We start from the raw sequence: 26,324 nt of genomic DNA on the forward strand, positions 1-26,324 counted from the left end.
GGAGCAGCCCGGTAGCTCGTCAGGCTCATAACCTGAAGGTCACAGGTTCAAATCCTGTCCCCGCATCCCATCAAAACAAAACGCAAGAACCTCGCCCTCAAGCGGGGTTCTTGCGTTTGAGCCCCTCCAGCATCGCCAGAAAAATATCCCGTGCCACGCTGGCATGGGAGGGCATCCAGGCCGCGCCCAGGATCGCTTCCGGCGCCGCCTGCGGGGGTGCTTCGAGCGGGCGATAGGCCAGCCCTTCGGCCTGTAGCCGCGCCACCCATTCCGGCACCAGCGCCACACCCATCCCCGCTGCCACCAGGGCGATGATCGTCTGCTTTTCCGCCGCCTCCTGGGCCGGGCGGGGCGGCGGCAGGTCTGCGGATTCGAAGAGATGGCGCACCAGCGCGTGGCTGTGCGGCCGGGCATGGCGGGGCGGCAGGATCAGCCTTTCCCCCACGAGGTCCCGCACCGCGAGGCTTTTTCTCAGGGCCAGCGGGTGCCCCTCCGGCAGCGCCGCCACCAGCTTCTCCTGCCCGAGCGCGCGGAAGGCGAGGCCCGACCCCGCCGGCGGCGTGCGGATGAACACCAGATCCAGCCGCCCCGCCTCCAGCTGTGGCAGCAGCCGGGAGGATTTTTCCTCGGTCAGCCGGATATCCACCGCAGGGTGGCGCTGCCGGAAGGCGGAGAGCAGCGGCGGCACCAGGGTCGAGGCCGCGCTGTCGATCGCCCCCAGCCGCAGCGCGGCCCCGCCCCCGAGCGCGCGCACCCGCGCCGCCGCCGCCTGGGCCGCGGCCAGCACGATGCGCGCTTCCTCCAGCAGGGCCTGCCCCGCGGGGGTGAGCGCCACATGCCGGGTGGTGCGCAGCAGGAGCCGCGCCCCCAGTTCCTCCTCCAGAAGCCGGATATGGCGCCCAAGCGCCGAAGGCAGCATGTGCAGCCGCGCCGCCGCGCGCCCGAAATGCAGTTCCTCCGCGACGGCCACGAAGCAGCCCAGCTGCCGCAACTCCACCGCACACCCTCCCGCCAAGCTGATTATATCAATCTCTTATACAATCCTATGCATGCGCTCCTCCGCGCCGCCACCCCCTATGCTGGCTGCCGGCCGCCAGCGGCGGCCGGCCCCGATAGAAAAAGATGGGGGGCCGGGGGGAATTCTTTCCCCCCGGACTCGCCTCCCCAGGAGGAGACGCGCATGCGTGAATATGCCATCGCCGCCATCCCGGCCGACGGCATCGGCCCCGAGGTGATTTCCGCCGGCCTCCAGGTGCTGGAGGCGCTGGAGCGCCGCTGCGGCGATTTCCGCCTGAAGGTCGAGGAATTCCCCTGGGGCTCGGCCCATTACCGCAAGACCGGCGTGATGATGCCCGCCGATGGCCTGGAGCGCCTGAAGCCCTTCGACGCCATCTATTTCGGCGCCGTCGGCGCCCCCGACGTGCCCGACCATGTGACCCTGTGGGGCCTGCGCCTGCCGATCTGCCAGGGCTTCGACCAATACGCCAATGTCCGCCCCACCAAAATCCTGCCCGGCATCACCCCGCCGCTGCGCGACTGCGGCCCGGGTGACCTGGATTGGGTGATCGTCCGCGAGAATTCGGAGGGCGAATATGCCGGCCATGGCGGCCGTGCCCATCGTGGCCTGCCCGAGGAGGTGGCGACCGAGACCGCCATCTTCACGCGCGTCGGCGTCACCCGCATCATGCGCTACGCCTTCCGCCTGGCGCAGGCGCGGCCGCGCAAATTGCTCACCGTCGTCACCAAGTCCAACGCGCAGCGGCACGGCATGGTGATGTGGGACGAGATCGCCGAGCAGGTCTCACAGGAATTCCCGGACGTCACCTGGGACAAGATGCTGGTGGACGCCATGACGATGCGCATGGTGCTGAAGCCCGGCAGCCTCGACACCATCGTCGCCACCAACCTGCACGCCGATATCCTCTCCGACCTCGCGGCGGCGCTGGCGGGCAGCCTGGGCGTGGCGCCCACCGGCAATATCGACCCCGAGCGGCGCTTCCCCTCGATGTTCGAGCCGATCCACGGCTCTGCCTTCGACATCACCGGCAAGGGCATCGCCAACCCTGTCGCCACCTTCTGGACGGGCGCCCAGATGCTGGAGCATCTGGGCGAGCCCGCCGCCGCCGCGCGGCTGATGCACGCCGTGGCGCAGGTGACGGGCGCCGGCATCCTGACCCCCGACCTCGGCGGCAGGGCGACGACGCGCGAGGTGACGGAGGCCGTCTGCGAGGCGATCCGCGCCGGCAACGCCTGAGCGGCGGCGCGGTTCCTCCCGTGGCCCCGCGCGCCAGCGGGGCCGGAGGCCGGGCCGGCGGGCGCTCCGCCCGGCGGCCCTCATCCAGAACGAGCCAGGCGCGCATCGCCGACGCCGGCCGCCCGAGGGAGATTCTCCATGAGCCTGTCCCGCCGCAGCCTGCTGGCCGCGCTGCCGCCGCTGCTCGCCGCCCCCGCCCTGCGCGCGCAGGAGGGCTTCCCGAGCCGCGCCATCACCCTCACCGTGCCCTTCTCCGCCGGGGGGCCGACCGATGTGATCAGCCGCCTGGTGGCGGAGGGCATGTCGCGCGATCTCGGCCAGCCGGTGGTGGTGGAGAATGTCGTGGGCGCCGGCGGCACCATCGCCGCCGCGCGCGTGGCGCAGGCGCGGCCGGATGGCCATACGCTGCTGATGCACCATATCGGCATGGCCAGCACGGCCACGCTCTATCGCAAACTTCCTTTCTCCGTGCTGGAGAGTTTCGCACCGCTCGGCCTGGCTTCCAACGCGGCGATGACGCTGATCGCGCGGCCCGACTTCCCGGCGCGCGACCTCGCCGGCTTCATGGCCGAGATCCGCCAGCAGGGGGATAAATTGAACCTCGCCCATTCCGGCCTGGGTGGCGCCAACCAGCTCTGCGGCATGTTGCTGCAGCACGCGGCCGGTACGGCGGTGACGCCCGTGGTGTTCCGCGGCAGCGCCCCCGCCATCACCGACCTGATGGCCGGGCGCATCGACATCTTCTGTGACCAGGCCACCAACACGATGCCCTTCATCCGCGAGGGGCGGGTGAAGGCCTATGCGGTGAGCAGCGCCCAGCGCGTGCCGGGCCTGGAGTTGCCGACCACCGCCGAGGCCGGCGCCCCCGGCATCGCCATGAGCACCTGGCATGGCCTCTACGCCCCCGCCCAGACGCCGGAGCCGGTGCAGCAGCGCCTTTCCACCGCGCTGCGCGCCGCCCTGCGCGAGGAGCGCCTGCGCCAGCGCTTCGCCGAACTGGTGACCGAGCCAGCCCCGCCCGAGCACGCCACCCCCGCCTTCCACCGCCGCTTCCTCGCCGAGGAAGTCGCCCGCTGGCGGCCGATCATCGAGGCCGCTGGCACTTACGCGGATTGATGGTTCCACAGGGGGTGCTTGTGGCTTTGAGGGGGCTTTGCCCCCTCAAACTCCCCCAGCAGGGGACAGGGTCCCCTGCACCCGCCTTCAGATGGGTTTCCAAAGGCCTCAGGCCTTTGGTCGGGAGAGTTTGAGAGGGGCGAAGCCCCTCTCAACAGCGCGGGCCGCCTGTTCGAACGGCCTTTCACCCGGTGTGCCGTGCCTCCGCCCCATGCTCCGCCGCGGCGGGAGAGGGCGGCCGCCTGGAAGCGAAGCGGGCGGAGAGAGTTTGGGCGACGACGTAGAAGATGGGCGTGAAGAGCAGGCCAAAGGCGGTCACGCCCAGCATGCCGGCGAAGACGGCGGTGCCGAGGCTCTGGCGCATCTCGGCGCCCGCGCCGGTGGCGACCGCCAGCGGCAGCACGCCCAGGATGAAGGCCAGCGAGGTCATCAGGATCGGCCGCAGGCGGGTGCGGGCGGCGGCCTCGGCGGCCTGCCAGCGGGTCATGCCCTCCGCCTCCGCCGCGCGGGCGAACTCGACGATCAGGATGGCGTTCTTGGCGGCGAGGCCGACCAGCACCACCAGCCCCACCTGCACCAGCACATTGTTGTCCAGCCCGCGCCACAGCACGCCCATCAGCGCCGCCAGCACCGACATCGGCGCGATCAGCACCACCGCCAGCGGCAGCAGCCAGCTTTCATACAGCGCCGCCAGCAGCAGGAAGACGAAGACCACGGCGAGGCCGAAGGCGATCGGCGCCGTGTCGCCCTGCGTCGTCTCCTGCAGGGCGATTTCCGTCCACTCGAAGCCGAAGCCCTCGGGAAGTTCGCTGGCCAGCACGGCCTCCATCGCGGCGATGGCCTGGCCGGTGGACATGCCGGGCTTCGCCGCGCCCTGGATCTCGGCGGCCGGATAGAGGTTGTAGCGCGGCACGCGGTAGGGTGCCGTGTCATCCTCGAAGCTGGCGAGGGCGCCCACCGGCACCATCTGCCCGGCCTCGTTGCGCGTGCGCAGGAGGGCGACATCGCGCGGCGTCAGGCGCTGCGTCTCCTCCGCCTGGGCGGTGACGCGGTAGGTGCGGCCGAGAATGTTGAAGTCGTTCACGAAGGCCGAGCCGAGATAGACGGACAGCGTCTCCGCCACGCGGGAGAGCGGCACGCCCAGCATCTCCGCCTTGCTGCGGTCCACCTCGGCGCGCAGGGTCGGCGTCGAGGTGTTGAACAGGGTGAAGGCCATGGCGATCTCGGGCCGCTGGAAGGCGGCGCCGACGACGCGCTGGGTGGCCTGCTCCAGCGCGCGCGGGCCACGGCCGGCGCGGTCCTGCACATAGAGCTTGAAGCCGCCGCCCGTGCCGATGCCCGGCACCGAGGGCGGCGGGATGACGAGCGCCATCGCCTCGCGCTCCTGCGCCAGCCGCGCCTGCATCTCGCCCAGGATGGCGCCATAGGCGAGGCCCTGCGCGATGCGCTCCTCGAACGGCTTGAGCGTGACGAAGATGACGCCCGAATTGGGCGCGTTGGTGAAGGTGGCGCCATCGAAGCCGACAAAGGCCACCGCGCCCTCGACGCCCGGGATCTTCAGCACCGTCTCGGAAGCGCGGCGGATGACGGCATCGGTGCGCGCCAGCGCGGCACCCGGCGGCAGCTGGAAGGCGGCGATCAGATAGCCACGGTCGAGCGGCGGGATCAGCCCGGTGGGCGTGCTGCGCACCGTCTGCCCCGTCACCGCCAGCAGCCCGGCATAGAGGATGAGCAGCAGGGCGGAGAAGCGCAGCACCCGCCGCGTCATGCGGCCATAGCCGAAGGAGAGCGCATCGAAGAGGCGGTTGAAGCCCCGGAAGAAGAAGCCGACGGGCGCGCCGAGCCAGCGGCGCCAGCCGGTGGCCGCGTGGTGCCCGTGCGGGCGCAGCAGCAGCGCGGCGAGGGCGGGGGAGAGCGTCAGCGACACCAGTGCCGAGAGCAGCGTGGCCACGGCGATGGTGACGGCGAATTGCTGGTAGAAGGCGCCGGCGATGCCGGAGATGAAGGCCGTGGGCACGAAGACGGCGCAGAGCACGAGGGCGATGGCGAGCAGGGCGAAGCCCACCTCGTCCATCGTGCGCTCCGCCGCCGCGCGCGGCTCCATGCCATCGGCCAGGTGGCGCTCCACATTCTCGACGACGACGATGGCGTCATCGACGACGATGCCGATGGCCAGGATCAGGCCGAACATCGACAGCGTGTTGAGCGAGAGGCCGAGCACCGACATCACCGCGAAGGTGCCGATGATGGAAACGGGAATGGCCAGCAGCGGAATCACCGCCGCGCGCCAGGATTGCAGGAAGAGGATGACGACAACAACGACGAGCAGCACCGCCTCGGCGAAGGTGTGCACCACCGCTTCCATCGACTGCGCGATGAAGCGCGTCGTGTCGTAGACGATCGAGTATTTCAGGCCGGGGGGGAAGCTCTTCGACAGTTCCTCCATTGTGTTGCGCACGGCTTCCGCCGTGGCGAGTGCGTTGGAGCCGGGGCGCTGGAAGAGCGGGATGGCCGTGGCCGTCTGGTTGTCGAGATAGGCGTTGACCGTGTAGTCCTGGCTGCCCAGCTCGACGCGCGCGACATCGCGCAGGCGCACGGGCGCGCCGCCCGCGCCTGTGGCCACCACCGTCTCGGCGAATTCCTCGGGCGAGACGAGGCGGCCCAGCGCCTGCACATTCACCTGGAAGGCCTGGCCCTGGCCGGCGCCGGTGGGCGGCTGGTTCAGCCCGCCCGCCGCCACCTGCGCATTGGCGCGGCGCAGCGCCTCCACCACCTCGCCCGGCGTCAGGCCGCGCGCGGCGACGCGCGCCGGGTCCAGCCAGATGCGCATGGCATAGTCGCGCGCGCCGAAGATCTGCACATCGCCGATGCCATCGAGCCGCGCCAGCCGGTCGCGCACATTCAGCGTCGCGTAGTTGGAGACGTATTGCTGGTCGCGCGAGCCATCGGGCGAGAGCATGTGCACGACCATCAGCAGGTCCGGCGAGGCCTTGCGCACCTGGAGGCCGAGGCGGCGCACCTCTTCCGGCAGGCGCGGCTCGGCCACGGCCACGCGGTTCTGCACCAGCACCTGGGCGGAATCCACATTGGTGCCCTGGCGGAACACCACCGTCACCGTCAGCCGCCCGTCGCCGGTCGATTGCGAGGTGAGGTAGAGCATGCCGTCAACGCCGTTGATCTCCTGCTCCAGCGGTGTTGCCACCGTGGCGGCGATCACCTCGGCCGAGGCGCCGGGATAGCTTGCCGTGACCGTCACCGTCGGCGGCGCGATCTCAGGATATTCGCTGATCGGCAGCCGGAAGGCGGCGATGGCCCCGATCAGCGTGATCGCGATCGAGATCACCGCGGCAAAGACCGGCCGCGCGATGAAGAAGCGCGCGAAGCGCATGTTCTGTATCCCTGTTCAGCTTTTTTTCAGGTTTTTTTCAGGGCCGGCCTCCGTTGTCGGCCGGCGCTGGATCGCGCTGCCCGCGAGCGGCAGCCTGAAAGAAAAGCGGCCCACCTCACCACGCTGGAGCGGCAGCCTGAAAGAAAAGCGGCCCGCCTCACCACGCTGGAGCGGCAGCCTGAAAGAAAAGCGGCCCACCTCACCACGCTGGAGCGGCAGCCTGAAAGAAAAGTGGCCCGCCTCACCACGCTGGAGCGGCAGCCTGAAAGAAAAGAGGCCCGCCTCGCCACGCTGGAGCGGCAGCCTGAAAGAAATTAGCGGGAGGCGAGGCGGGGAGGGGCGGTTTCGGCGGTCACGCGGGCGCCGGGGCGGGCGAGGTGCAGGCCGGCGACGATCACGCGATCCTGCGGCGAAAGCCCGTGGCGCACCACGCGCAGCCCGTCCACCACCGGGCCTAGCGTCACCGGGCGGGCCTGCACCGTGCCATCCGCCGCCACCGTCATCACCATGCGCGCGCCCTGGTCGGCGGCGATGGCGGCATCCGGCACCAGCAGCGCCTCGCCCTCACCGGCGCGCAGGCGCAGCCGGGCGAAGAGGCCAGGGGCCAGGAGGAGGTCCCTGTTGTCCAGCAGGGCGCGGGCGCGCAGCGTGCCGGAGCGGCCCTCCAGCGCGCTGTCCACGAAGTCGAGCCGCCCGGCGCGGCTCCACCCCGTCTCATCGGCGAGGCGGAGCTGCACGGCGGGCGCCGCCTCCGGCCGCGTCACCCCGAGCCGGGCGAGGCGCAGGTAATCCGCCTCGCTCATATCAAAGACGGCATAGATGGGGTCGAGCGTCAGGATGGTGGTCAGCAGCGTGTCGCCGGCCTGCACCAGGTTGCCGGCATCCACCCGGCGGTCGGAGGCGCGGCCCGCCTGCGGGGCGCGCACCTCGCTCCAGGAGAGGTCCAGCTCCGCCTGGCGCAGCCGCGCCTGGGCGGCGGCCAGCTGCGCCTCCGCCTCGCGCTGGGCGGCGCGGCGGCTGTCCATCTGGGCCTGGGGGGCGAAGCGGTCGCGCACCAGGGGGGCGGTGCGGTCGCTGTCCTGCCGGGCGAGGTCGAGCCGCGCCTGGGCGCCCGCCACCTCCGCCCGCGCCGCCTCGGCGGCGATGACGAAGGGGCGCTGGTCGAGGGTGAAAAGCAGGTCACCCGCCTGGACGATCTGCCCATCGCGGAAATGCACGCGCTGCACCTGGCCGGAGACGCGGGGGCGCAGCTCGACGCGGGCGGAAGGCTCCAGCCGCGCCACATGCTCGTCCCACTCGGTGACGGTGCGGCGCAGCGGCTCGGCGACGGTGACGGCGGGGGGAGCAGGCTGGGCGGTGGCGGGGGTGATGGCCGGGGAGAAACCAAACGCCAGCAGGCCAAGAGCCGCCGGCAGGATCTTGCGGGAGGGGGTGGGCATTGCCTATCTCCACGGTCGAATGATACCGACCGGTTTGTCACATATTGATACGGACCGGTCAGTATCATTGCAAGAGGTCCATGAAGGTGCTTTCCCCACAAGACCGCGAGGCCCGGGCGAGGCCCAGCAGCAAGGAGGTTCCGGTGACCGAGTCGGCGATGCCCAAGGCCTGTGGTGTGCGTGATCCGCGCCCGGCGGCGCGGCGTGTGCTGGAGGCGGCGAAGGAGCTTTTCTACCGGCAGGGCATCCGCGCCACGGGGGTGGAAGAAGTCTGCCGCGTCGCCGGCACGACGAAGATGAGCCTCTACCGGGCCTTCCCCTCGAAGGATGCGCTGGTGGAGGCCATCCTGCGCGAGGATTGCGCGGCGGAGGAGGATTGGTACGGCCCCGTGCTGCGCGCCGAGATGCCGGTGCGCGAGCGGCCGCTGGCCTTCCTGCACGCCGCGGCGGCGGCGCTGCGCAGCCCGGGTTTCCGCGGCTGCCCGATGGGCCTCGCCATCGTCGAATTCCCCGACCCCGAGCACCCGGCCCGCAAGGTGGCCGATGCGCGCAAGCAGGAGGTGCGGGCGATGCTGCGCGACCTCTGCGCCGCGGCGGGGGCGGCGGATGCGGCGGGGCTGGGCGATGGCATGCTGGTGCTGATGGAGGGCGCCTTCGCCGCCGTGCCCTATCTGGGGGGCGAGGCGGCGGCCTGCGCGCTGGAGCGGGCCGGCGCGGCCCTGCTGGCGGCGGGCCTGCCGGCGGAGGGCTGATCGCCCCGCGCTGGAGACTGGCCAGCTTCGCGGCAGCCTGCTACCCCAAAGCCCATGCAGGACAATCCGGCGCGTGCCACCATTGCCAGCCTGGCCCGTGAGGCGGGGGTCGCGGCCTCCACCGTCTCCCGCGCCCTGAAGGGGGATCCGCGCATCTCCCCCGCCATGCGCGACCGCATCACCGCCCTGGCCCAGGCGGCGGGCTATACGCCCAATGCCCTGGCCCGCACCCTGGTGGGCGGGCGCAGCCAGTTGATCGGCCTCGTCCTTGGCCCCATCGAGAACCCCATCTATGCCGAGATGATGCAGGCCGTGGTGGCGGAGGCGGCACGGCGCGAACTGCGCGTGCTGCTGCTGCATGTCGGCCGCGGCCCGATCGAGGACAGCACCGCCGCCGCCCTGTTGCAGTACAAGATGGATGGCTGCCTGATCACCTCGGCGGAACTTTCCTCCCGCGCGGCCTCGGTCTGCGCCGCCAATGGCGTGCCGGTCGTCATGGTCAACCGCGTGCCGCGCCTGCACGCCAGCGCCGTGGCCTGCGACAACCGCGCGGGCTGCGAGGAACTGGCGGCGCATCTGCTGGAGGGCGGGCACCGGCGCTTCGCCATCGTCACCGGCAACCCGGACAGCTCGAACAACCAGGACCGGGCGGAGGGCTTCGCGCGTTGCCTCCGCGCCGCCGGCCTGCCGGAGCCGCTGCTGGTGCCGGGCGGGGCCAGCCACGCGGCGGGCTATGCCGCCGGGTCCCGCCTGGCGGCCCTGCCGCCGGACACGCGGCCCGATGCCGTCTTCGCCGTGTCCGACATCCTGGCCATGGGAGTGATCGACGCGCTGCGCGCGGCCGGGCTGCGCGTGCCGGAGGATGTGTCCGTGGCGGGCTTCGACGGCATCGCCATCGCCGCCGGCCCGCCCTACCGGCTGACAACCGTGGCCCAGCCCCTGGCCCCCATGGTGGCGCGCGGGCTCGACCTGCTGGTGGCCGATATCAGCGGCGCCCGCGTGCCCGATGATGTCATCTCGCTGCGGGGGACGCTGATGCTGCGGGGATCGACAAGAAATTTCATATAAAATGTTCTTTTTCTGAAGAAAAAGAACCAAAAAGACTTTTTCAGTTTGGCGTTCCACATCAGGCCAGACGTGGGACGCTAACGGATAAAAGTTTTTTGGTTCTTTTTTTCAAAAAAAGAACGCTTCTTCCTGCCTTAAAACTCTTCGAGAAGCCGCCCGAAGCCCTGGATCTTGTCCTGGATGCCATTGGCGCGCAGGGCATGCCACCAGGTGGCGGTGTTGATGGCGATCACCGGCTTGCCCAGCCAGAGTTCCGCCGCCGCCGCCAGCCGCACCATGGACAGGTTGGTGCCCACCTGCACCAGCGCGTCCACATCCTCCCCATCGAGTTCACGCAGCACAGTGCGGAGGCGCTCCGGCCCGACCTCGGCGATGGCGGTCCAGGAGGGACAGCGCAGGGGCGTGTCGCGCACCACGGTGAAGCCTTCCTCCTCGAAGTAGCGGCGCACCTCGGCATTGGCGACGGGGTAGTAGGGGGAGAGGAAGGCGATGCGCCGCACCCCGCCATAGGCGCGCAGCGCCGCCGTGGTGGCCAGGCTGCCGCAGCTGATGCCAACGCCCGAGGCCGTCTCGATCTTCTCGCGGAAGGCCTCGGCCCCCGCCTTGCCGCCGAAGAAGGTCACGGCGGACATGCCCATCACCAGGTAATGCGGCTCGCAGGTCATGACGCTGGCCACGGCGTCCAGCACCCCCTCGGCGATCTTCTGCGTGCCGGCCTTGAAGGTCTCGTCGCTGATGGCCTTGGCGTTGGGGGTGAAGATCCGGCTGTAATGGGCGGTGACGCCGGGGACGCGCATATCGTCAAAGTCCGGCTGCACCACGGTGTTGGTGGAAGGGCCGAGGACGCCGAACTTGCGGCGGTAGCCGAGCACATCGGTCATGGGCGGAAGGATCCTTCGGGCGGAGTGAAAAGGGGCGTGCCAGGAGTGGCGCGGTTCATGCATGGTTGCGCATAGGTTTGCACAGCCTGCTTCAGGAGTTCCCGGGCATGACGATCTCCTTTCCTTCCTCTGTGATGCGGCGGCGTGGCGTGCTGGCGGCGGCCGGCGCCGTGGCGGGGGCCGCCCTGGCCGGGCGCGCGGCGCGGGCCGAGGCCTGGCCGTCGCGGCCCATCCGCTTCGTGGTGCCCGGCCCGGCCGGCGGGGCGGGGGATGTGCTCTCCCGCCTGCTGGGGGAGGCGCTGTCGCGTCGCCTGGGGCAGCAGGTGATCGTGGAGAACCGCCCCGGCGCGGGGACGAATATCGGCATGGCCGCGGTGGCCCGCAGCGCGCCGGATGGCTACACGCTGGGGCTGGGCTCCATCGCCTCCAACGCCGTCAACCGCTGGCTCTACCCCAGCCTGCCCTTCGTGCCGGAGAAGGACTTCCTGCCGGTCTCGCTGATGGCGCTGGTGCCGAACCTGATGGTGGTCTCGCCCAGCCTGCCGGTGCAGGACGTGGCCAGCTTCATCGCCTATGCCCGCAAGCACGCGCGGGAGGTGAATTACGGTTCCGTCGGCGCCGGCTCCTCGCAGCATCTGGCGGGGGCGCAGTTCGCCCTGGTGACGGGGCTGGACATGCAGCACGTGCCCTATTCCTCCTCCGGCCAGCTCAACACGGACATGATGGAAGGCCGCGTGCAGGTGCTGTTCCAATCCGTCTCGGCGGTGGCAGAGATGGCGCGGGCCGGGAAGATGCGCGCCCTGGCGGTGACGGGCACGGAGCGGCTGGACAGCTTCCCCGAGGTGCCGACGCTGAAGGAGCAGGGCATCGACATCACCTCCACCGGCTGGTTCGGCGTGGTGACGCCGGCCGGCGTGCCGGCGGAGATCATCGCCCGGCTGAACCAGGAGGTGGTGGCCAGCCTGCAGGAGCCCGGGCTGCGCGCGCGCTACCTGGAACTGGGGGCCATTCCCCGGCCCGGCAGCGCCGAGGCCTTCGGCGCCTTCATGGCCGCCGAGACGGAACGCTGGCGCGATGTGGTGAAGGCCACCGGGGCGCAGGCCGGGTAAAGGCCGGGCAGGGGGCTCCGCCCCCTGAACCCCCGCCGGGGTGGCACGGCCACCCCGGACCCCGCGATCCGTTGGCGCCAAACGGATGGCGGGGTCCGGGGGGACCCTGTCCCCCCGGCGGAGGGGTCTGGGGAGGCGGAGCCTCCCCAGGGAACAATCTTTTCGTCTGGGGAGGCGGGGCTTCCCCAGGCCCTCCCTTCTCATCAGGCGACGCTGTCCAGCTCGCGCAGCGAGGCGATCATGGAGCTTCGCATCAGATAGGCCTTGTGCCGGGCCGGGTCTTCCGCCGTGGCGCGGAGGTCGTCGAGGGCGGCGCGGCGCACTTCCGGGTCGCGCTGGTTGAGGGTGGCGCGGTTGCGCAGCGTCTGGGCCTGGACGACCTCCAGCGCCACCTTGCGGCGCTGCCGCTCATAGCGGCCGAACAGCGCCGGGTCCGCGCCGCGCCAGACGGCGATGAGCTTCTCCGCCAGGTTGAAGGCGTCATGCACGCCGCCATTCATGCCCATGCCGCCCAGCGGGTTGTTGAGATGGGCGGCATCGCCCGCCAGCAGGATGCGGCCGGAGACGTAGCGGTCCGCCACGCGCTCATGCACGCGGTAGGCGGTGCGGTGGCGGATCTCGTAGCCGCCGGCGCGCGGCCAGACCTCCTGCATGCGCGCCTGGATGCGCGCCTCGGAGAGCATCACGTCTTCCGGCTCATCCTGCGGGGTGGGCAGCAGCAGGCGCCACAGGCTGGCGGTGCGCAGCAGCACGAACCATTCCTGCGGGTCCGAGATATAGGCGATGCTGGTGAGGTCCGGCATCACCTCGTGATAGGCGAAGGTGGTGGAGAGGGTGAGGAACAGCTCCGGGATGGTCTGCCCCTCCATCACCGCCCCGGCGGCCTTGCGCACCGCGCTGTGCGCGCCATCGGCGCCGATCAGGTAGCGGCCTTCCAGCACCTCTTCCCCGCCCCCGGCCAGGGTGAGGGTCAGGCGCACGCCATCGGCGTCCTGCTCCGCCGCGGTGGCGCGGGCGCCGTAGAGCAGGGTGACGTCCGGGTGCTGCTCCAGCCGGTCGCGCAGCATGCGGGCCAGGCGCCACTGTTCGCATTGCAGGCGGAAGGGGTGGGCCGTCTCGTCCTTCAGCAGGGAGAGGTCGAAGGTGGCGACGGGGCCGGTGGCGCGGTCGCGGAACTGCCATTGCGGGCAGATCAGCCCCTGTTCCACCAGCGGCGCGGCGAGGCCGAGGCGGTCGAGCATGTCGAGCGTCGGCGGATGGAAGGTGGAGGCGCGCAGGTCGGTGGGAAGCTCGCGCTCCGCCTCGACGAGGGTGACGGGGATGCCGGCCTCGGCCAGCAGTGTGGCGGCCACCAGCCCGACCGGGCCGGCGCCGGCGATGAGGACGCGCTCGCGGCTCATGCGGGGCGGGCCGCGGCGGTGGCGGGGAGGGGGCGGGGCATGGGCACCTCGGCGGTGAGGGGAGGGCTCCGGCGAACCGGCGTGCCGCCATTGTGCACAATGAAGAAGGGATGAGAATGCGGATTCGCCCATCGGGTCAGGGTGTGGGCAAATTCATCCGCAGATTTGCCCAAAAAATACCCAAAAGCCCGCCTTTGTTGTGCACAAAGGCGGGCCCCTCACACCCGCCGCGGCCGGGTGGAGGCCAGATGCGCCTGCATCACCAGCCGCGCCCATTCCCCCTGCCCGGAGCGCAGCGCCGCGATCAGCTCCCGGTGCTGCTGGTTGGAATGGGCGATATCCACCGCCTGCCGCGTCAGCCCCGGCTTCAGCAGCACCAGCGGCACCTCCAGCGCCTGGCCGATCATCCCCTCCAGCCGGCGCGCCCCGGCGGCGGCGGCGATGGTCATGTGGAAGCGGTTGTTCAACGCGGAGAAGGCGCGCGGCGCCTCCGGCGCGCCGGGGTCCAGCGCCTCCATCGCCCCGGCCAGGGCCTCCAGCGCCGCCAGCCCCGCCGGGGTGATGCGCCGCGCCGCGCGGGCGGCGGCGTGGCCCTCCAGCATCAGCCGCAGGTCCCACACCTCCTCCAGATCCTCCGCGCCGATCTCGGTGACGAAGGTGCCCTGGTTGCGGATGCTCTCCACCAGCCCGTCCGCCAGCAGGCGGCGCAGCGCCTCGCGCACCGGGGTGCGGGAGAGGCCCAGCTCGGTGGCCAGGGCGGATTCGCGCAGCGGCGTGCCGGGGGGGAAGCCGCCCTCCAGGATGCGCTGGCGGATGAAGTCATAGGCGCGTTCCGCCGCGTTCGGCATGCGGGGCGTCTCCGGCACGAAGGGCCGCCCGGGGAAGCTCCCGGGCGGCGGGGGTGTCACTCGGCCGCGGCCAGGAAGCGGCGCAGATCCTCGGCGAAGAAGCCGGCATTGCCGGTGGTGCCGTGGCCCAGCGTCTTCTCGCTGGCCGGGATCAGCAGCAGCCGCGCGCGCGGGATGCGCTGCATCGCCGCCTGCATCAGCCCCGTCTCGGGCGGGTTGCGCTCGTCATCGGCGGCGTTGATGGCGAGCACGCGCGCCTTGATGCGGCCCAGCAGCGGCTCCGGGTTGTAATCGCGCGAGGCTTCCCACTGGTAGATGAAGTCATTGGCATCGCTCGGCGGTGGCGCGGCCAGCCGGGCCTCGACCAGCCGGTCCGCCGCGGCGCTGTCCGGGGCGGCGGCCTGGAGGTTCAGCGTGCCGCCATTGGTGGCGGTGCCATAGACCACATTGGCCAGCCGCAGCGCCGGCGGCTGCTCCGTGTAGTTGCCGCCCTGGTAGGCCGGGTCGCGGCGGATCATCTCCACCTGGAGGCGGCGCATCATCCAGTTGCGGCCGGACATGGCGGTGGGCTGCGAGGCCATGGGCACCAGGGCGTCCATGAACTCCGGATAGGTCACGCCCCAGAGCCAGGCATGCATCCCGCCCATCGAGTGCCCGAGCACGAGGCCGAGATGCCTCACCCCCAGCCCCTCGGTCAGCAGGCGGTACTGGGCCTGGACCATGTCATCGTAATTGTAGCGCGGGAAGGCGGCGCGCAGCCCGTCCGACGGCTTGGCGGAGCGCCCGGCGCCCAGCGCGTCCGGGATGATGATGTAGTAGCGGCTGGCATCCAGCGGCTGGCCCGGGTCGAAGAGGTTGCCGGCGAAGGCGGGCGTCAGCAGGCTGCGGGCCGAGCCGGCGGTGCCGTGCAGCACCAGCACCGGAATGCCATCCGGCTTGCCCAGGGTGGTGTAGCCCAGGCGCAGTTCCGGCAGGGTCTCGCCCGTGTGGAAGCGGAAGTTGCGGGCGACCCAGAGGCCTTCCTGCGGCGCCGGCATCTCGGCGGCGGCGGCAGGGGCGGCGGCCAGGGCCAGGCCGGCCAGCAGGGCCGCCCGCCGGGTGAGGGATGCGCGTGTCATGGCGTTGTCCGGTTCTGTCGGAGAAAGAAAACCGGGCGACCTTCGGCCGGGCGGTTGAGGCCGTCAACGGGGAAGGAGAAGGAGAAATTGCTTCTTTTTCTGAAGAAAAAGAAGCAAAAAGACTTTCTTTCATTTTGGTGTCCCGCCTCAGGCCTGAGGCGGGACACCAACTGAAAGAAGTTTTTTGGTTCTTTTTTTCTAAAAAAGAACGCCTTTTTTTACCCTGCCAGCGCCGTTGCCACCTGCCGCGCGAAGGCGGCCGGGTCGCGCGGGGCATCGCCATCCTGCACGCGGGCGAGGTCGAGCAGCAGCCCGGCCATGCCGGCGAGGTCCTCCGCGCCGCCGGCCTGCGCGGCGAGGCGGCGGATCAGCGGGTGGCGCGGATTGACCTCCAGCACCGGCAGGCCGGCGCCGCTCTCCTGCCCGGCGCGGCGCAGCAGGCGCTGCATCTGCAGGTCCGGCCCGCCCTTGCCGGCGGCCAGCACCACGGCGCTGTCCACCAGCCGGGTGCTGGCGCGCACCTCGGAGACGCCGTCCTTCAGCGCCTCGGTCAGCTTCGGCAGCAGGGCGGAGAGATCGGCCGCCGCCTCCGCCGGCTCGGGCAGGGGCAGCCTGTCGAGATCGGCCGCGCTCTGGGTGACGCTGCGCAGCGGCTTGCCCTCGAAGCTGGCCAGGCGCTCGGGCCAGAAGGCATCGATCTGCTCGGAGAGCAGCAGCACCTCGACGCCGCGCGCGCGGAAGCCCTCCAGCTGGGGCGACTGCGCCAGCGCCGCCGCATTGTCGCCGGCGAGGAGGTAGATCGCCTCCTGCTCCGGCTTCATGCGGGCGATGTAGTCGGCCAGCGAGGTCCAACCCTCCACCGCCGAGGAGCGGAAGCGCAGCAGGGCGGCGATTTCCTGCCGGTGCTCGGCATCCTCCCAGATGCCTTCCTTCAGCACGCCGCCGAAATTCTCCCAGAAGCCCTGGTAGCCCTCGGCCTCCCCCTCGGCCTCCCCCTTGGCCCCCCCCTTGGCGCGGTTCTTCAGCTCGGCGAGCACGCGGTTGGTCACCGCCTTGCGGATGCGCGCCAGGGCCGGGGTGGATTGCAGCATCTCGCGCGAGACGTTGAGGGGCAGGTCCTCGGTATCCACCACGCCCTTCACGAAGCGCAGCCAGGGCGGCAGCAGCGCGGCCTCGTCGGTGATGAACATGCGGCGGACATGCAGGCGCAGCCGGCTCTCCCGCTCCCCCTCCAGCACCTGGAAGGGCTTCATGCCGGGGATGAAGAGCAGCGCGGTGAACTCGACCGTGCCCTCCGCCCGCCAGTGCAGGGTGGACCACGGCGTGTCGAAGGCATGGGCGACGTGGCGGTAGAACTCGGCGTAATTGTCTTCCGTGATCTCGGCCTTGGGCTTGCGCCAGAGGGCGGTGCCCTCATTGGCCGGCTCCTCCTCCCCCTCGCGCGTCACGGTGATGGGGATGGTGATGTGGTCCGCCCATTTGCGGATGATGGCCTGGAGCCGCCAGGGGTCCAGGAACTCCTCCGCATCGGCCTTCATGTGCAGCACGATGTCGGTGCCGGCCTCGGCGCGCGTGCCGGGGGCCAGGGTATAGTCGCCGCGGCCCTCGGAGGCCCAGATCCAGGCTTCCTCCGTGCCGGCGCGGCGGGAGGTGACCTCGACGCGCTCCGCCACCATGAAGGCGGAGTAGAAGCCGACGCCGAACTGGCCGATCAGGCTGGGCTTCTCCGCCGCCGGCGCCTCGGCCAGGGAGCGGGCGAAGGCCAGGGTGCCGGAGCGCGCGATGGTGCCGAGATGCTGCACCAGCTCCGCCTTGCCCATGCCGATGCCGGGGTCGGACAGCGTCAGGGTGCGCGCGTCCTTGTCCGGGATGATGCGCAGCTTCGCCTCGCCGGGCAGCATCAGGGCGGGGGTGGAAAGCGCCTCGAAGCGGCGGCGGTCCACCGCATCGGCGGCATTGGCGACCAGCTCGCGCAGGAAGATCTCGCGCTCCGAATAGAGGGCGTGGACGACGAGATCGAGCAGGCGCCCCACCTCGGCGCCGAATTCATGCCGTTCCAGGGCCTCGCTCACGGTGATTCTCCCCTCGTTGGTTCAGGCGTCAGCGGGGCGCGATATGTGGCGGGTTGCGCGGCGCTTCAAGCGGGGGAGGCGCCGCCGCCGGGGGGAGGGGCATTCCCCGCCCCGGCGGCGGGGTGTCAGTTCGGCAGGTTGGTGGCCACGCCGTTCTTCGCGAAGAACTCGGTGAAGCGCTTGAAATACTTCTCCTGCACGGCGTTGAAGTGGCGGAAGTCGGCCCGCTCGGCCAGGGCCTCGACGTCGATCGGCTTGCCCTCCAGCTCCTTGGTCTCGACATGCGGGATGCCGGCCTCGAGCGCCATTTCCCGCGTGCGGGTATCGTGGATGAGGAGCAGCGCCGGGGTGCCCGCCAGCAGGGAGGAGATGACGCCGTGCAGCCGCATGCCAAAGATGAAGTCGCGCGTGGCGTTGTATTCGATCCAGCTCGGCACGTCGCTGAAGACGCGGGCATGCTGCTTCAGGTAGGCGGTGACGCGGGCGGGGTCGTGCTCGCCCAGGAACTCGCCGACCTGCTTGGGCTCATCCGCGCTGGCGGGTTCGCCGCGGGCAATGCGCAGCAGGTCGAACTCGGTCTGGGCGATGTAGTCGAAGCCGCGCGAATAGGCCAGGCGCAGCAGCGCCATCCCGATGGAGGGCACCGGCGCGCCCGTTTCGGGATCCTTGTCAAAGTCTTCATGCCGGGTACCGCTGATGCCGACCTTGGTGGGCTGGGTGGGCACGGTGCGGGTGACGGAGGCGGGGTGCTTCACATGCCACAGCAGCGAGGGGCAGCCGGTGACGACGGCATTCTTGACGCCGTTATGCGCCAGCACCTCGGCGGTGAAGGTGCCGCGCGCGGCGATGCTGTGCGAACGCTCCGAAACGACGTGCAGGAAGCGCTTGGTGTTGGGGTGCAGGTTTGGGATTTTTCCTGTGAACGACTGTCCGCCGATGCCAACCAGGACCGTAGGGAGGTCTGCCCTTTCGATGAGACTGGCAAGCTTGCCAGTGTCTCGCTGCGCAATGAGCCAGTTTGCTGCGGGGATGATGATGCCATCATGATTGGCGCGGACATAATCGGGATCAAATTCCAACCCGCTTGAAGGGGTTTCATGGCAGATAACGCGCCGCAACGCCGAAAAAAACAATAGATTTCCTGTATTGCCGCCCACCTCTCGCTCGATACCTTCAAGCGTTGCAGCTGCCTCATTGTTTACGCGAGCGGGACGAGAAGCAAAAAAAGGATTTCGCATTGTATTCTCTCGGCTCTTCTTCGACTAAAAAGCAGCATAAATTCCTATGTTGGTCGTGTCAATTTACTGTTCTTCTCGCCCGCGCGAGTGTGATGCTGGTTGTAGCGGGGAGAGGCTTCGCCGCCGGTTGCTGGCTGCTGCGCTCTGGAATTTTTTGAGGCATGCTGCACGCGCTTGCTATGTTGATGGCCGTTTGCTGAGGAGTAGGATTATGTCCGATATGGGTGCGATTTCGTATCTAAATTATTTTGAAAGTTTTGGATCGAATTGCGAGTTTGGTTTTGTCCAAGAGCGCGCGGGGGTCGATATTGGCACGCTCTTCCGGTGGGCTGAGATCCTCTCTACCCAGGCTCTGATCAAACTGATTCGTGCTGATTTTGAAAATATTTATGCCTTTGAGAATCTTTTTCCTTTTAATGCTGGAATGGTTTTTGACCAGTCTTGTGACGTGGCGTGGCACAGCAAACTTCGCTCTGAATTGACGAATCCGCACGGTGCCACGCCGGCGGAGCGCTTCACCTTTTTGCTGTCCGAGGCGGAACGCAGAGCAATTTGGGAAGCGGAAATGGGCAAGGTGCAGCACCTGCTGCGGCGGACGCGCAAGCAACTCTCGGAGGGGCGGCACATCTACGTTCACAAGCCGCGCCTCGTGCAGACCACCAGCGAGGCTGATGTCCTTGAACTGCATGATGTGATCAAGGCGGCGGGCGGTTCCGTGCTGCTCTATGTCTCAGTGGCGGAGGATCCTGCCGAGGCCGGCTCTGTCCGCATGCTTCGCCCTGGCCTGATCCATGGCAGAATCGACCGCTTTGCCCCAGGCAGCAACGCGCGTGATATTTCTTATGACACGTGGCTGAAGCTCTGCGCCGGCGCGCTGGAACTGAGTCAACAGCAATACGCCTGAAGGCTGGGGGAGGGCCTCTCTCCCGCTTCGCCAAGCCGCGCCGGAGTGCGTGCCACGGCCGGGGCGCTGGACCATCGCCGGAAGCCATCAGGGGTGCTTCATCTCTTGGTTGATGAGGGGGCTGCGGCTGCCCTGGATGCGGGGTGGGTGGGGTGCGCCGGCAACCAAGCGTGATCCTGATCATGAATTTTTTCTGCGCGGGTGAGAAAGGATCAAATTATCGTGTCGTCTCTGGTGTAAAGATCAAGGATGGACAGCCGACCCTGTTCCAGATCAATTTTTGCAATCAGGCAACTCTCACAAGGGCTCTGGATATACATGGATTCGGCGGTGGCGGCTTTTGTCCGGTCTGGGGCGTTGGTGTCGGAGGCTTCGTCGCGGAACTTCTCCCTGCGGCGCTTCTCCATGGAAGGCCCTGTCCTTGTATCGACGCGGCGCTTCGGCGATGCCCGTGGCTATTTCTCTGAGACCTGGAGCGCGCGTGACCTCGCCGCCTGCGGTCTGGCGGCGGAGTTCGTGCAGGACAATTTCTCCACCTCCGCCCCCGTCGGCACGCTGCGCGGCCTGCATTTCCAGATCCAGCCCGACCCGCAGGACAAGCTGGTGCGCTGCCTGCGCGGCCGCATCCTCGATGTCGCGGTCGATCTGCGCCGCGCCTCGCCCACCTATGGCCAGCATGTGGCGGTGGAGCTGTCGGCCGAGAACGGGCTGCAGCTCTTCGTCCCCGTCGGCTTCGCGCATGGCTTCTGCACCCTCGAGCCGGATTGCGAGGTGGCCTACAAGGTGACCGGCTACTATTCCCCCGCCTGCGACAAGGGCGTGGCCTGGGATGACCCGGATCTGGCCATCGACTGGCCGCTGCCGCCCGGCGGGCCCGTGCTGTCCGACAAGGACAGCCGCCAGCCGAAGCTGGCCGAACTTCCCGCCTATTTCTGATCGCCGCCTACTCGAGGAGAATACCCATGCGCATCCTGGTCACCGGCGGCGCCGGCTTCATCGGCTCGGCCCTGGTGCGGCGCCTGGTCCTGCAGGAGCAGACCGAGGCCGTGCTGGTCGTCGACAAGCTGACCTATGCGGGCGAGCGGCGCAGCCTGCGCGACTGTGAGGGCAAGCCGGGCTTCGGCTTCCTCCAGGCCGATATCGCCGATGCCGAGGCGATGGCGAAGGCCTTCGCCGAGTTCCGGCCGGATGCGGTGATGCACCTCGCCGCCGAGAGCCATGTGGACCGCTCCATCGCGGGTGCAGCGCCCTTCATCCACACCAACATCGTCGGCACCTTCACCCTGCTGGAGGCGGCGCGCGCCTACTGGAACGCGCTGCCGGCCGAGCAGCGCGCGGGCTTCCGCTTCCTGCACATCTCGACGGATGAGGTGTTCGGCTCGCTCGGCGCCACCGGCCTCTTCACCGAGACGACGCCCTATTCGCCGCGCTCGCCCTACTCGGCCAGCAAGGCGGGGTCGGACCATCTCGTCGCCGCCTGGCACGAGACCTACGGCCTGCCGACGCTGATGACCAACTGCTCCAACAATTACGGCCCCTTCCACTTCCCCGAGAAGCTGATCCCGCTCACCATCCTCAACGCGCTGGATGGCAAGGCCCTGCCCGTCTACGGCAAGGGCGAGAATGTGCGGGACTGGCTCTTCGTCGAGGACCACGTGGCCGCGCTCATCACCGTGCTGCGCCGGGGCAAGGTGGGCGAGACCTACAATGTCGGCGGCAATTCGGAGCGGCAGAACATCCAGGTCGTGCAGGCCATCTGCGACACGCTGGACCGCCTGCGCCCCGATGCCGCCGGCCCGCACCGCCGCCTGATCAGCTTCGTCGCCGACCGCCCGGGCCATGATGCGCGCTACGCCATCGACGCCAGCAAGCTGAAGCGCGAACTCGGCTGGGAGCCGGCCGAGAATTTCGAGAGCGGGCTGGAGAAGACCATCCGCTGGTATCTCGACAACAGCTGGTGGTGGCAGCCGCTGCGCGAGCGCGTCTATAGCGGCGAGCGCATCGGCCTGCTGGCCGAGCCGGCGAAGGCGGCCTCCTGATGAAGGTCCTGGTTGCCGGGCGCCTCGGCCAGGTGGCGCAGGCCCTGCTGCGCGCCCTGCCGCCCGATGGGCATGAGGTGGTGGCGCTGGAGCCGCCCGAGCTGGATCTGACCAGCCGCGAGAGCATCGCCGCCGCCGTCGCGGCCGCGAAGCCGGATCTCGTCGTCAACGCCGCCGCCTATACGGCGGTGGACAAGGCGGAGAGCGATGCCGCCCTGGCCTATGCCGTCAACCGTGACGGCGCGGGCTGGCTGGCGGCCGAGGCGGCGGCCATCGGCGTGCCCTTCGTGCATTTCTCCACCGACTATGTCTTCCCCGGCGAGCAGGGCGCGCCCTATCGCGAGACGGACCCGACCAGCCCGCTCGGCGTCTATGGCGCCTCGAAGCTGGAAGGCGAGCAGGCGGTGCTGGCGGCCAATCCGCGCAGCGTCATCCTGCGCACCGCCTGGGTCTGCTCGCCGGACGGGCACAACTTCGTCAGGACGATGCTGCGCCTGGCCGCGACGCGGGACGAGGTGGGTGTGGTGGCCGACCAGCATGGCGCCCCCACCTTCGCCGCCGACCTCGCCGCGGCGGTGCGCGCCATGGCCCCGGCCCTGGTGGCGGCGCCGGCGGGGGATGCGCGCTTCGGCGTCTTCCACCTGACGGGCATGCCCCATACCACCTGGCACGGCTTCGCCGAGGCGATCTTCGCCGGCGCCGCCGCGCGCGGGCACAAGGTGCCGCGGCTCAAGGCCATCGCCACCGCGGACTACCCGACCCCGGCGCGCCGCCCGGCCGATGGCCGGCTGGACTGCGCGAAGCTCGCCGCCGTGCACGGTTTCGCCGCGCCGGACTGGCGCCTCGCCCTCTCTGACACGCTCGACACGCTGATCGGCCCCACCCTGACCGCCGCCGCGCCGCAGGAGACCAAGTGAGATGAAGGGTATCGTCCTCGCCGGCGGCTCCGGCACGCGGCTGCACCCCGCCACGCTGGCGGTGAACAAGCAGCTCCTGCCGGTTTATGACAAGCCGATGGTCTACTACCCGATCTCGGTGCTGATGCTGGCCGGCATCCGCGAGATCCTGATCATCACCGCGCCCGAATTCCTCGGCATGTACGAGAAGCTGCTGGGCGATGGCAGCCAGTTCGGCGTCTCCTTCACCTATGCGGTGCAGCCGAAGCCGGAGGGCCTCGCGCAGGCCTTCATCATCGGCCGCGACTTCGTGGGCCAGGACAGCGTGGCGCTCGTCCTCGGCGACAACATCTTCTACGGCGCCGGCCTGTCCGACCTGATGCGCAGCGCGCGGGAACGCGCCAAGGGCGCCACCGTCTTCGCCTATCATGTGGACGACCCGGAGCGCTATGGCGTGGTGGAGTTCGACGCGGCGGGCCGCGCCCTGTCGATCGTCGAGAAGCCGCCGCAGCCGCGCTCCAACTGGGCGGTGACGGGGCTGTATTTCTACGACAACCGCGTGCTCGACATCGCCGCCGCCGTGAAGCCCTCGCCGCGCGGCGAGCTGGAGATCACCGATGTCAACCTCGCCTATCTGGAGGCGGGGGAGCTGCAGGTGGAGCAGCTCGGCCGTGGCTATGCCTGGCTCGACACCGGCACGCATGATTCGCTGCTCGATGCCGGCGAGTTCGTCCGCGCCATCCAGCAGCGCCAGGGCCTGCCGATCGCCTCGCTGGAGGAAATCGCCTTCCTGAACGGCTTCATCGGCGTGGAGCAGCTGCGGACGCGCGGCCGGCTCTTCGCCAAGACCGCCTATGGCCAGCATCTGCTCCGCCTGGCCGACGAGGCCGAGCGCGCCGCCTGATGCGCCGGGGGCGCCCCACAGCCGGGCGCCCTCCTTTCCCGGCTTTCGCCCCTCTCCCCTCAGGCCTCCGCCGTCCGGGCGGCCCAGCGGCGCGCATCGCGGTGCATCGCCCAGGCCTTGGTGAACTCCGCCCCCAGCAGGAAGATCTGCGCCGAGTAGTAGATCCAGAGCAGCACGATCACGGCCGAACCGGCGGCGCCGTAGGTGGAGCCGATGGCGCTGCTGCCGAGGTAGAGGCCGATCAGCGTCTTGCCGAGGTTGAACATCAGCGTCGTCGCCAGGGCGCCCACCGCCACGTCGCGCCATTCCAGCTTGCGGTCGGGCAGGATCTTGTAGATGGCGGCGAAGAGCAGGGCGACCAGGGCGAAGGACATCACCGCATTGCCCAGGCGCACCGCCACCGCCACGGCGGGCAGGCGGCCATCCAGCGCATGGCCCAGCGCCGCGAGCGCCGCGCTCACCACCAGCGAGACCAGCAGCAGGAAGCCCAGCGCCGCCACCAGCCCGAGGCTCGCCGCCCGCGCCCGCAGCAGGTGGGACAGGCTGGTGCGCGGCTCGGTGCGCCAGATGCGGTTCAGGCTGGCCTGGATCTCGCCGAAGACGCCGCTGGCCGTCAGCAGCAGCGTGGCCAGCCCGAACAGGCTGGCGAGCAGCCCGGATTTGGGGTTGGAGGCGCTGAGGATGATGCCCTGCACCATCTCCGCCCCCGCCGGCCCCATCAGCCCGCCCAACTGCCCGACGATGGCCCCCCGCGCCGCCTCCTCGCCGAAGACGCTGCCCGCGATGGCGATGGCGATGAGCAGGACGGGCGCCAGCGATGTCACGGTGTAGAACGCGATCGCCGCGCCCCGGCTCAGCGCGTCATCCTCGATGAAGCCCAGCACGGTCTGCCGGGCCAGCCACCACGCCTTGCGCATGAGTGTTTTTCTCCACCTGCGCCGAACGCGGCCCCGGTATTTCCGTTGCTCCGGCAGAAAAAAATTTTTTGGTTCTTTTTTCCAAAAAAGAACATTCCCTGTGGAGTCGCCCGCCGTGATGCTGCCCCTCACCACCTTTTACGCGGCCCTGCTGGGCCTGCTGTTCCTGGCCCTGTCCGTGGCGGTGTCCATGGGCCGCGCCCGCTACCGGGCGCATCACGGCGATGCCGGGCAGCCGCGCCTGCAGCGCCTCATCCGCATCCAGGCCAATTTCGCCGAGTATGTCCCGCTCACCCTGCTGCTGATCGGGCTGAACGAGGCCGCGGGCACCGCGCCCGCCCTGGTGCGCGCCCTGCTGCTGGCCCTGCTGGTGGCGCGCCTGATGCATCCCTTCGGCATGCTGGCGCCGGAGGCCTCGCCGGCGCAATTCGCCCTGCGTGCCCCGGCCATCCTGGCCAATTGGGCGATTCTGCTGCTGGCCGCGCTGCTGCTGCTGGCCTGAGAGGCAGGTGGGACAACGCCGCGCCGGTTGATGAGAGGGGCTTTGCCCCTCTCTGCACCTGCGCGGCAGTGCCGCGCAGCCACCAAAGGCCTGAGGCCTTTGGAAACCCATCCGCCGGTTGCGCCTCTCAGCCTTCCGCCAGCAGGCAGAACATCAGCTCATGCTTGTTGTGCGCCCCATGGAAGACGCGCGCGCCGGGGATGGCGGCGAAGAGCGCCGCCGTCTCATGGTCCGTCTCGCCCTGGAACTTGATGGTGCAGACGAAATTCCGGGCCTTCCCCGCCTCGCGCCAGCGCTGCACCAGGGCGAGCAGCCGCGCCGGGTAGCAGATGATGTCACTGAACAGCCAGTCCACCGCCGGCTGCTTCTCCGGCTCCAGGCCGAAGGCGCTCTCCGTGCGGATGGCGACATTGGGCAGGGCGGCCACGGCGGGGTCCATCTGCGCCTTGTCCACCGCTGTCACCTGGCCGCCGAGCTGCGCCAGCGCCCAGGTCCAGCCGCCCGGGGCGGCGCCGAGGTCCAGCACGCTCTCCCCCGGCCCGGGCCAGCGGCCGAGGCGGGTCAGCGCCTCCCACAGCTTCAGATAGGCGCGGGAGGGCGGGCCCTCGCGATCCTCCTCGAAGCGCACGGCGCCGCGCAGGAAGGGGCTGGTCTTGGTCGGGCTGGCCAGCATGAGGTCCGGCGCCAGCAGCGTCCAGGCGCCGAGATGCCCGGCCGGCGCCGGCTCGGGGAAGCGCAGGGCGCGGCCCTTCAGCGGCGGCAGCGCCGCCTCGATCAGCGCGGCGCGGCGGTGGTGCAGCACCGGCTCCAGCGACCAGTTGCGCTGGATCGCCCGCAGCGCCGAGGCCGCGCCCTTGATCGAGGGCACGGGGATCTCGCGCGGGTCGGTCCAGACCTCCAGCGCCCAGGCGGAGGGCACCGGCGGCGCCTCGGTCAGGGCCAGCGGGCCGTGCCAGCGGGCAATGGCGATGCCGGCGCGGCGGAGCTCCTCCTCCACCTCGCGCTCGAAGCCCTCATGGGCGAGATAGGCGGCGCGGATCGTCATCGGCTCGGCCGCGTGCCAGGGGACGATGCAGGGCGGCGCAGGGCGGCCAGGGCGAGGAGGAGCCAGCCCGTCATCAGCGCCGTGCCGCCCCAGGGGGCGAGGCGGCCCAGCGATTCCCCGTTCAGGACCAGCCACCAGACGGCGCCACAGAAAAACAGGCTGCCCAGGGCGAAGAAGGCGCCGGCCAGATGCGGCAGGTAGCCCTCCCGCCGCTCGGCCAGCAGGCCCGTCGCCAGCAGCGCCAGCGCGTGCCAGCCCTGCATCGTCAGCGCGCTCTGCACCCGCGCGGCGTCCACGGCGTCCAGGGCCGGCGCCAGGCCATGCGCGGCCCAGGCAGACAGGCCCACCGCCAGCAGGCCACTCAGGGCACCCAGGACAAGCCAGAGACGGGACATCGCGTGTTCCTCAGACAAAACAACAAAACAGCCAGAGCG

At 69.9% G+C, this 26,324-nt stretch carries 24 protein-coding genes and 1 tRNA gene; 12 read left to right on the plus strand and 13 right to left on the minus strand.

All coding sequences use genetic code 11. The features are described 5' to 3' along the window. Positions 1-59: transfer RNA gene (locus NON00_RS14930), tRNA-Met, on the plus strand. A gap of 38 nt (positions 60-97) precedes the next feature. Here the strand turns inward: NON00_RS14930 and NON00_RS14935 are convergent. Further along, positions 98-997 (minus strand): LysR family transcriptional regulator, encoded by a 900-nt coding sequence (locus NON00_RS14935; protein ID WP_256022446.1) that lies wholly within the window; start codon positions 995-997, stop codon positions 98-100. 183 nt (positions 998-1,180) lie between these two features. On the opposite strand from NON00_RS14935, the gene NON00_RS14940 reads away from it, so the two are divergent. After that, positions 1,181-2,254 carry a tartrate dehydrogenase gene (locus tag NON00_RS14940; RefSeq protein ID WP_256022447.1) on the plus strand — a complete coding sequence of 358 codons (1,074 nt, stop codon included), beginning with the start codon at positions 1,181-1,183 and terminating at the stop codon, positions 2,252-2,254. A gap of 138 nt (positions 2,255-2,392) precedes the next feature. Beyond that, the gene (locus tag NON00_RS14945) at positions 2,393-3,370 is read left to right on the plus strand and encodes a tripartite tricarboxylate transporter substrate-binding protein (RefSeq protein WP_256022448.1); all 978 of its coding nucleotides are present in this window, start codon (positions 2,393-2,395) and stop codon (positions 3,368-3,370) included. A 184-nt stretch (positions 3,371-3,554) separates the two neighbouring features. Here the strand turns inward: NON00_RS14945 and NON00_RS14950 are convergent, their stop codons facing one another. After that, positions 3,555-6,758 (minus strand): efflux RND transporter permease subunit, encoded by a 3,204-nt coding sequence (locus tag NON00_RS14950; RefSeq protein WP_256022449.1) that lies wholly within the window; start codon positions 6,756-6,758, stop codon positions 3,555-3,557. 314 nt (positions 6,759-7,072) lie between these two features. Further along, positions 7,073-8,197, minus strand: coding sequence for an efflux RND transporter periplasmic adaptor subunit (locus tag NON00_RS14955; protein ID WP_256022450.1), 1,125 nt, complete (start codon positions 8,195-8,197; stop codon positions 7,073-7,075). A gap of 143 nt (positions 8,198-8,340) precedes the next feature. Here NON00_RS14955 and NON00_RS14960 point away from each other — a divergent pair, with 143 nt between their 5' ends. Continuing rightward, the gene (locus NON00_RS14960) at positions 8,341-8,949 is read left to right on the plus strand and encodes a TetR/AcrR family transcriptional regulator (RefSeq protein WP_256022451.1); all 609 of its coding nucleotides are present in this window, start codon (positions 8,341-8,343) and stop codon (positions 8,947-8,949) included. Positions 8,950-9,003: 54 nt separating this feature from the next. Continuing rightward, positions 9,004-10,017, plus strand: coding sequence for a LacI family DNA-binding transcriptional regulator (locus NON00_RS14965; RefSeq protein ID WP_256022452.1), 1,014 nt, complete (start codon positions 9,004-9,006; stop codon positions 10,015-10,017). Between the two features lie 134 nt (positions 10,018-10,151). Here the strand turns inward: NON00_RS14965 and NON00_RS14970 are convergent, their stop codons facing one another. After that, entirely contained in the window at positions 10,152-10,898 is a 747-nt protein-coding gene (locus NON00_RS14970) for an arylmalonate decarboxylase (protein ID WP_256022454.1), read from the minus strand. A gap of 107 nt (positions 10,899-11,005) precedes the next feature. On the opposite strand from NON00_RS14970, the gene NON00_RS14975 reads away from it, so the two are divergent. After that, entirely contained in the window at positions 11,006-12,007 is a 1,002-nt protein-coding gene (locus NON00_RS14975; RefSeq protein ID WP_256022455.1) for a tripartite tricarboxylate transporter substrate binding protein, read from the plus strand. 203 nt (positions 12,008-12,210) lie between these two features. Here NON00_RS14975 and NON00_RS14980 read toward each other — a convergent pair whose 3' ends face one another. The 5 genes from NON00_RS14980 to NON00_RS15000 all read right to left on the minus strand — a co-directional run bounded on the left by NON00_RS14980 (position 12,211) and on the right by NON00_RS15000 (position 18,524). Further along, positions 12,211-13,407: an NAD(P)/FAD-dependent oxidoreductase gene (locus NON00_RS14980; protein WP_256022456.1), complete on the minus strand. Its 1,197-nt coding sequence runs from the start codon at positions 13,405-13,407 to the stop codon at positions 12,211-12,213. A gap of 218 nt (positions 13,408-13,625) precedes the next feature. After that, positions 13,626-14,255: a GntR family transcriptional regulator gene (locus NON00_RS14985; RefSeq protein ID WP_256022457.1), complete on the minus strand. Its 630-nt coding sequence runs from the start codon at positions 14,253-14,255 to the stop codon at positions 13,626-13,628. Positions 14,256-14,311: 56 nt separating this feature from the next. Continuing rightward, on the minus strand, positions 14,312-15,373 hold the full coding sequence (locus tag NON00_RS14990; protein ID WP_256022458.1) for an alpha/beta fold hydrolase: 1,062 nt from the start codon (positions 15,371-15,373) through the stop codon (positions 14,312-14,314). A gap of 218 nt (positions 15,374-15,591) precedes the next feature. Next, a complete protein-coding gene (gene htpG, locus NON00_RS14995; protein ID WP_256022460.1) occupies positions 15,592-17,445 on the minus strand; it encodes a molecular chaperone HtpG in 1,854 nt (617 codons plus the stop codon). 125 nt (positions 17,446-17,570) lie between these two features. Further along, on the minus strand, positions 17,571-18,524 hold the full coding sequence (locus NON00_RS15000) for a polysaccharide pyruvyl transferase family protein (protein WP_256022461.1): 954 nt from the start codon (positions 18,522-18,524) through the stop codon (positions 17,571-17,573). Positions 18,525-18,894: 370 nt separating this feature from the next. Here NON00_RS15000 and NON00_RS15005 point away from each other — a divergent pair, with 370 nt between their 5' ends. Next, positions 18,895-19,587, plus strand: a complete 693-nt coding sequence (locus NON00_RS15005; protein ID WP_256022462.1) for a hypothetical protein — start codon at positions 18,895-18,897, stop codon at positions 19,585-19,587. A gap of 212 nt (positions 19,588-19,799) precedes the next feature. On the opposite strand, the gene NON00_RS15010 is transcribed toward NON00_RS15005, so the two are convergent. Further along, positions 19,800-19,994: a hypothetical protein gene (locus tag NON00_RS15010; protein WP_256022464.1), complete on the minus strand. Its 195-nt coding sequence runs from the start codon at positions 19,992-19,994 to the stop codon at positions 19,800-19,802. On the opposite strand from NON00_RS15010, the gene rfbC reads away from it, so the two are divergent. From rfbC to rfbA, 4 genes are read left to right on the plus strand one after another with little or no spacing between them, the layout of a single operon-like run. Further along, complete coding sequence (gene rfbC / locus NON00_RS15015; RefSeq protein WP_256022465.1) at positions 19,993-20,523, plus strand: dTDP-4-dehydrorhamnose 3,5-epimerase; 531 nt, start codon at positions 19,993-19,995, stop codon at positions 20,521-20,523. The two genes, NON00_RS15010 and rfbC, sit on opposite strands and share 2 nt — an antisense overlap. 26 nt (positions 20,524-20,549) lie before the next feature. Further along, positions 20,550-21,626 carry a dTDP-glucose 4,6-dehydratase gene (rfbB, locus tag NON00_RS15020; protein ID WP_256022466.1) on the plus strand — a complete coding sequence of 359 codons (1,077 nt, stop codon included), beginning with the start codon at positions 20,550-20,552 and terminating at the stop codon, positions 21,624-21,626. After that, on the plus strand, positions 21,626-22,543 hold the full coding sequence (rfbD, locus tag NON00_RS15025; RefSeq protein WP_256022467.1) for a dTDP-4-dehydrorhamnose reductase: 918 nt from the start codon (positions 21,626-21,628) through the stop codon (positions 22,541-22,543). The genes rfbB and rfbD overlap by 1 nt, the downstream gene beginning before the upstream one ends. 1 nt (position 22,544) lies before the next feature. Beyond that, entirely contained in the window at positions 22,545-23,426 is an 882-nt protein-coding gene (rfbA, locus tag NON00_RS15030; protein WP_256022468.1) for a glucose-1-phosphate thymidylyltransferase RfbA, read from the plus strand. 59 nt (positions 23,427-23,485) lie between these two features. Here rfbA and NON00_RS15035 read toward each other — a convergent pair whose 3' ends face one another. Then, positions 23,486-24,343 carry a YihY/virulence factor BrkB family protein gene (locus NON00_RS15035; RefSeq protein WP_256022469.1) on the minus strand — a complete coding sequence of 286 codons (858 nt, stop codon included), beginning with the start codon at positions 24,341-24,343 and terminating at the stop codon, positions 23,486-23,488. A gap of 118 nt (positions 24,344-24,461) precedes the next feature. Here NON00_RS15035 and NON00_RS15040 point away from each other — a divergent pair, with 118 nt between their 5' ends. Then, positions 24,462-24,845, plus strand: a complete 384-nt coding sequence (locus NON00_RS15040) for an MAPEG family protein (RefSeq protein ID WP_256022489.1) — start codon at positions 24,462-24,464, stop codon at positions 24,843-24,845. 127 nt (positions 24,846-24,972) lie between these two features. On the opposite strand, the gene NON00_RS15045 is transcribed toward NON00_RS15040, so the two are convergent. Both NON00_RS15045 and NON00_RS15050 read right to left on the minus strand, forming a co-directional pair. Continuing rightward, positions 24,973-25,890 carry an SAM-dependent methyltransferase gene (locus tag NON00_RS15045; RefSeq protein WP_256022470.1) on the minus strand — a complete coding sequence of 306 codons (918 nt, stop codon included), beginning with the start codon at positions 25,888-25,890 and terminating at the stop codon, positions 24,973-24,975. After that, positions 25,887-26,285, minus strand: a complete 399-nt coding sequence (locus NON00_RS15050) for a DUF423 domain-containing protein (RefSeq protein WP_256022471.1) — start codon at positions 26,283-26,285, stop codon at positions 25,887-25,889. The genes NON00_RS15045 and NON00_RS15050 overlap by 4 nt, the downstream gene beginning before the upstream one ends. Between the last annotated feature and the right edge of the window lie 39 nt (positions 26,286-26,324).

The sequence above is a fragment of the Roseomonas sp. GC11 genome (genome assembly GCF_024437745.1).
Taxonomy (GTDB): Bacteria; Pseudomonadota; Alphaproteobacteria; order Acetobacterales; family Acetobacteraceae; genus Pseudoroseomonas.

What these genes read in the sequence shown, in the direction of transcription:
- NON00_RS14940 (WP_256022447.1), top strand. Translation starts at nt 1,181, where the DNA reads ATGCGTGAATATGCCATCGCCGCCATCCCGGCCGACGGCATCGGCCCC.
- NON00_RS14945 (WP_256022448.1), top strand. Translation starts at nt 2,393, where the DNA reads ATGAGCCTGTCCCGCCGCAGCCTGCTGGCCGCGCTGCCGCCGCTGCTC.
- NON00_RS14950 (WP_256022449.1), bottom strand. Translation starts at nt 6,758, where the DNA reads ATGCGCTTCGCGCGCTTCTTCATCGCGCGGCCGGTCTTTGCCGCGGTG.
- NON00_RS14955 (WP_256022450.1), bottom strand. Translation starts at nt 8,197, where the DNA reads ATGCCCACCCCCTCCCGCAAGATCCTGCCGGCGGCTCTTGGCCTGCTG.
- NON00_RS14965 (WP_256022452.1), top strand. Translation starts at nt 9,004, where the DNA reads ATGCAGGACAATCCGGCGCGTGCCACCATTGCCAGCCTGGCCCGTGAG.
- NON00_RS14970 (WP_256022454.1), bottom strand. Translation starts at nt 10,898, where the DNA reads ATGACCGATGTGCTCGGCTACCGCCGCAAGTTCGGCGTCCTCGGCCCT.
- NON00_RS14975 (WP_256022455.1), top strand. Translation starts at nt 11,006, where the DNA reads ATGACGATCTCCTTTCCTTCCTCTGTGATGCGGCGGCGTGGCGTGCTG.
- NON00_RS14980 (WP_256022456.1), bottom strand. Translation starts at nt 13,407, where the DNA reads ATGAGCCGCGAGCGCGTCCTCATCGCCGGCGCCGGCCCGGTCGGGCTG.
- NON00_RS14985 (WP_256022457.1), bottom strand. Translation starts at nt 14,255, where the DNA reads ATGCCGAACGCGGCGGAACGCGCCTATGACTTCATCCGCCAGCGCATC.
- NON00_RS14990 (WP_256022458.1), bottom strand. Translation starts at nt 15,373, where the DNA reads ATGACACGCGCATCCCTCACCCGGCGGGCGGCCCTGCTGGCCGGCCTG.
- NON00_RS15005 (WP_256022462.1), top strand. Translation starts at nt 18,895, where the DNA reads ATGTCCGATATGGGTGCGATTTCGTATCTAAATTATTTTGAAAGTTTT.
- rfbC (WP_256022465.1), top strand. Translation starts at nt 19,993, where the DNA reads ATGGAAGGCCCTGTCCTTGTATCGACGCGGCGCTTCGGCGATGCCCGT.
- NON00_RS15010 (WP_256022464.1), bottom strand. Translation starts at nt 19,994, where the DNA reads ATGGAGAAGCGCCGCAGGGAGAAGTTCCGCGACGAAGCCTCCGACACC.
- rfbB (WP_256022466.1), top strand. Translation starts at nt 20,550, where the DNA reads ATGCGCATCCTGGTCACCGGCGGCGCCGGCTTCATCGGCTCGGCCCTG.
- rfbD (WP_256022467.1), top strand. Translation starts at nt 21,626, where the DNA reads ATGAAGGTCCTGGTTGCCGGGCGCCTCGGCCAGGTGGCGCAGGCCCTG.
- rfbA (WP_256022468.1), top strand. Translation starts at nt 22,545, where the DNA reads ATGAAGGGTATCGTCCTCGCCGGCGGCTCCGGCACGCGGCTGCACCCC.
- NON00_RS15035 (WP_256022469.1), bottom strand. Translation starts at nt 24,343, where the DNA reads ATGCGCAAGGCGTGGTGGCTGGCCCGGCAGACCGTGCTGGGCTTCATC.
- NON00_RS15040 (WP_256022489.1), top strand. Translation starts at nt 24,462, where the DNA reads ATGCTGCCCCTCACCACCTTTTACGCGGCCCTGCTGGGCCTGCTGTTC.
- NON00_RS15045 (WP_256022470.1), bottom strand. Translation starts at nt 25,890, where the DNA reads ATGACGATCCGCGCCGCCTATCTCGCCCATGAGGGCTTCGAGCGCGAG.
- NON00_RS15050 (WP_256022471.1), bottom strand. Translation starts at nt 26,285, where the DNA reads ATGTCCCGTCTCTGGCTTGTCCTGGGTGCCCTGAGTGGCCTGCTGGCG.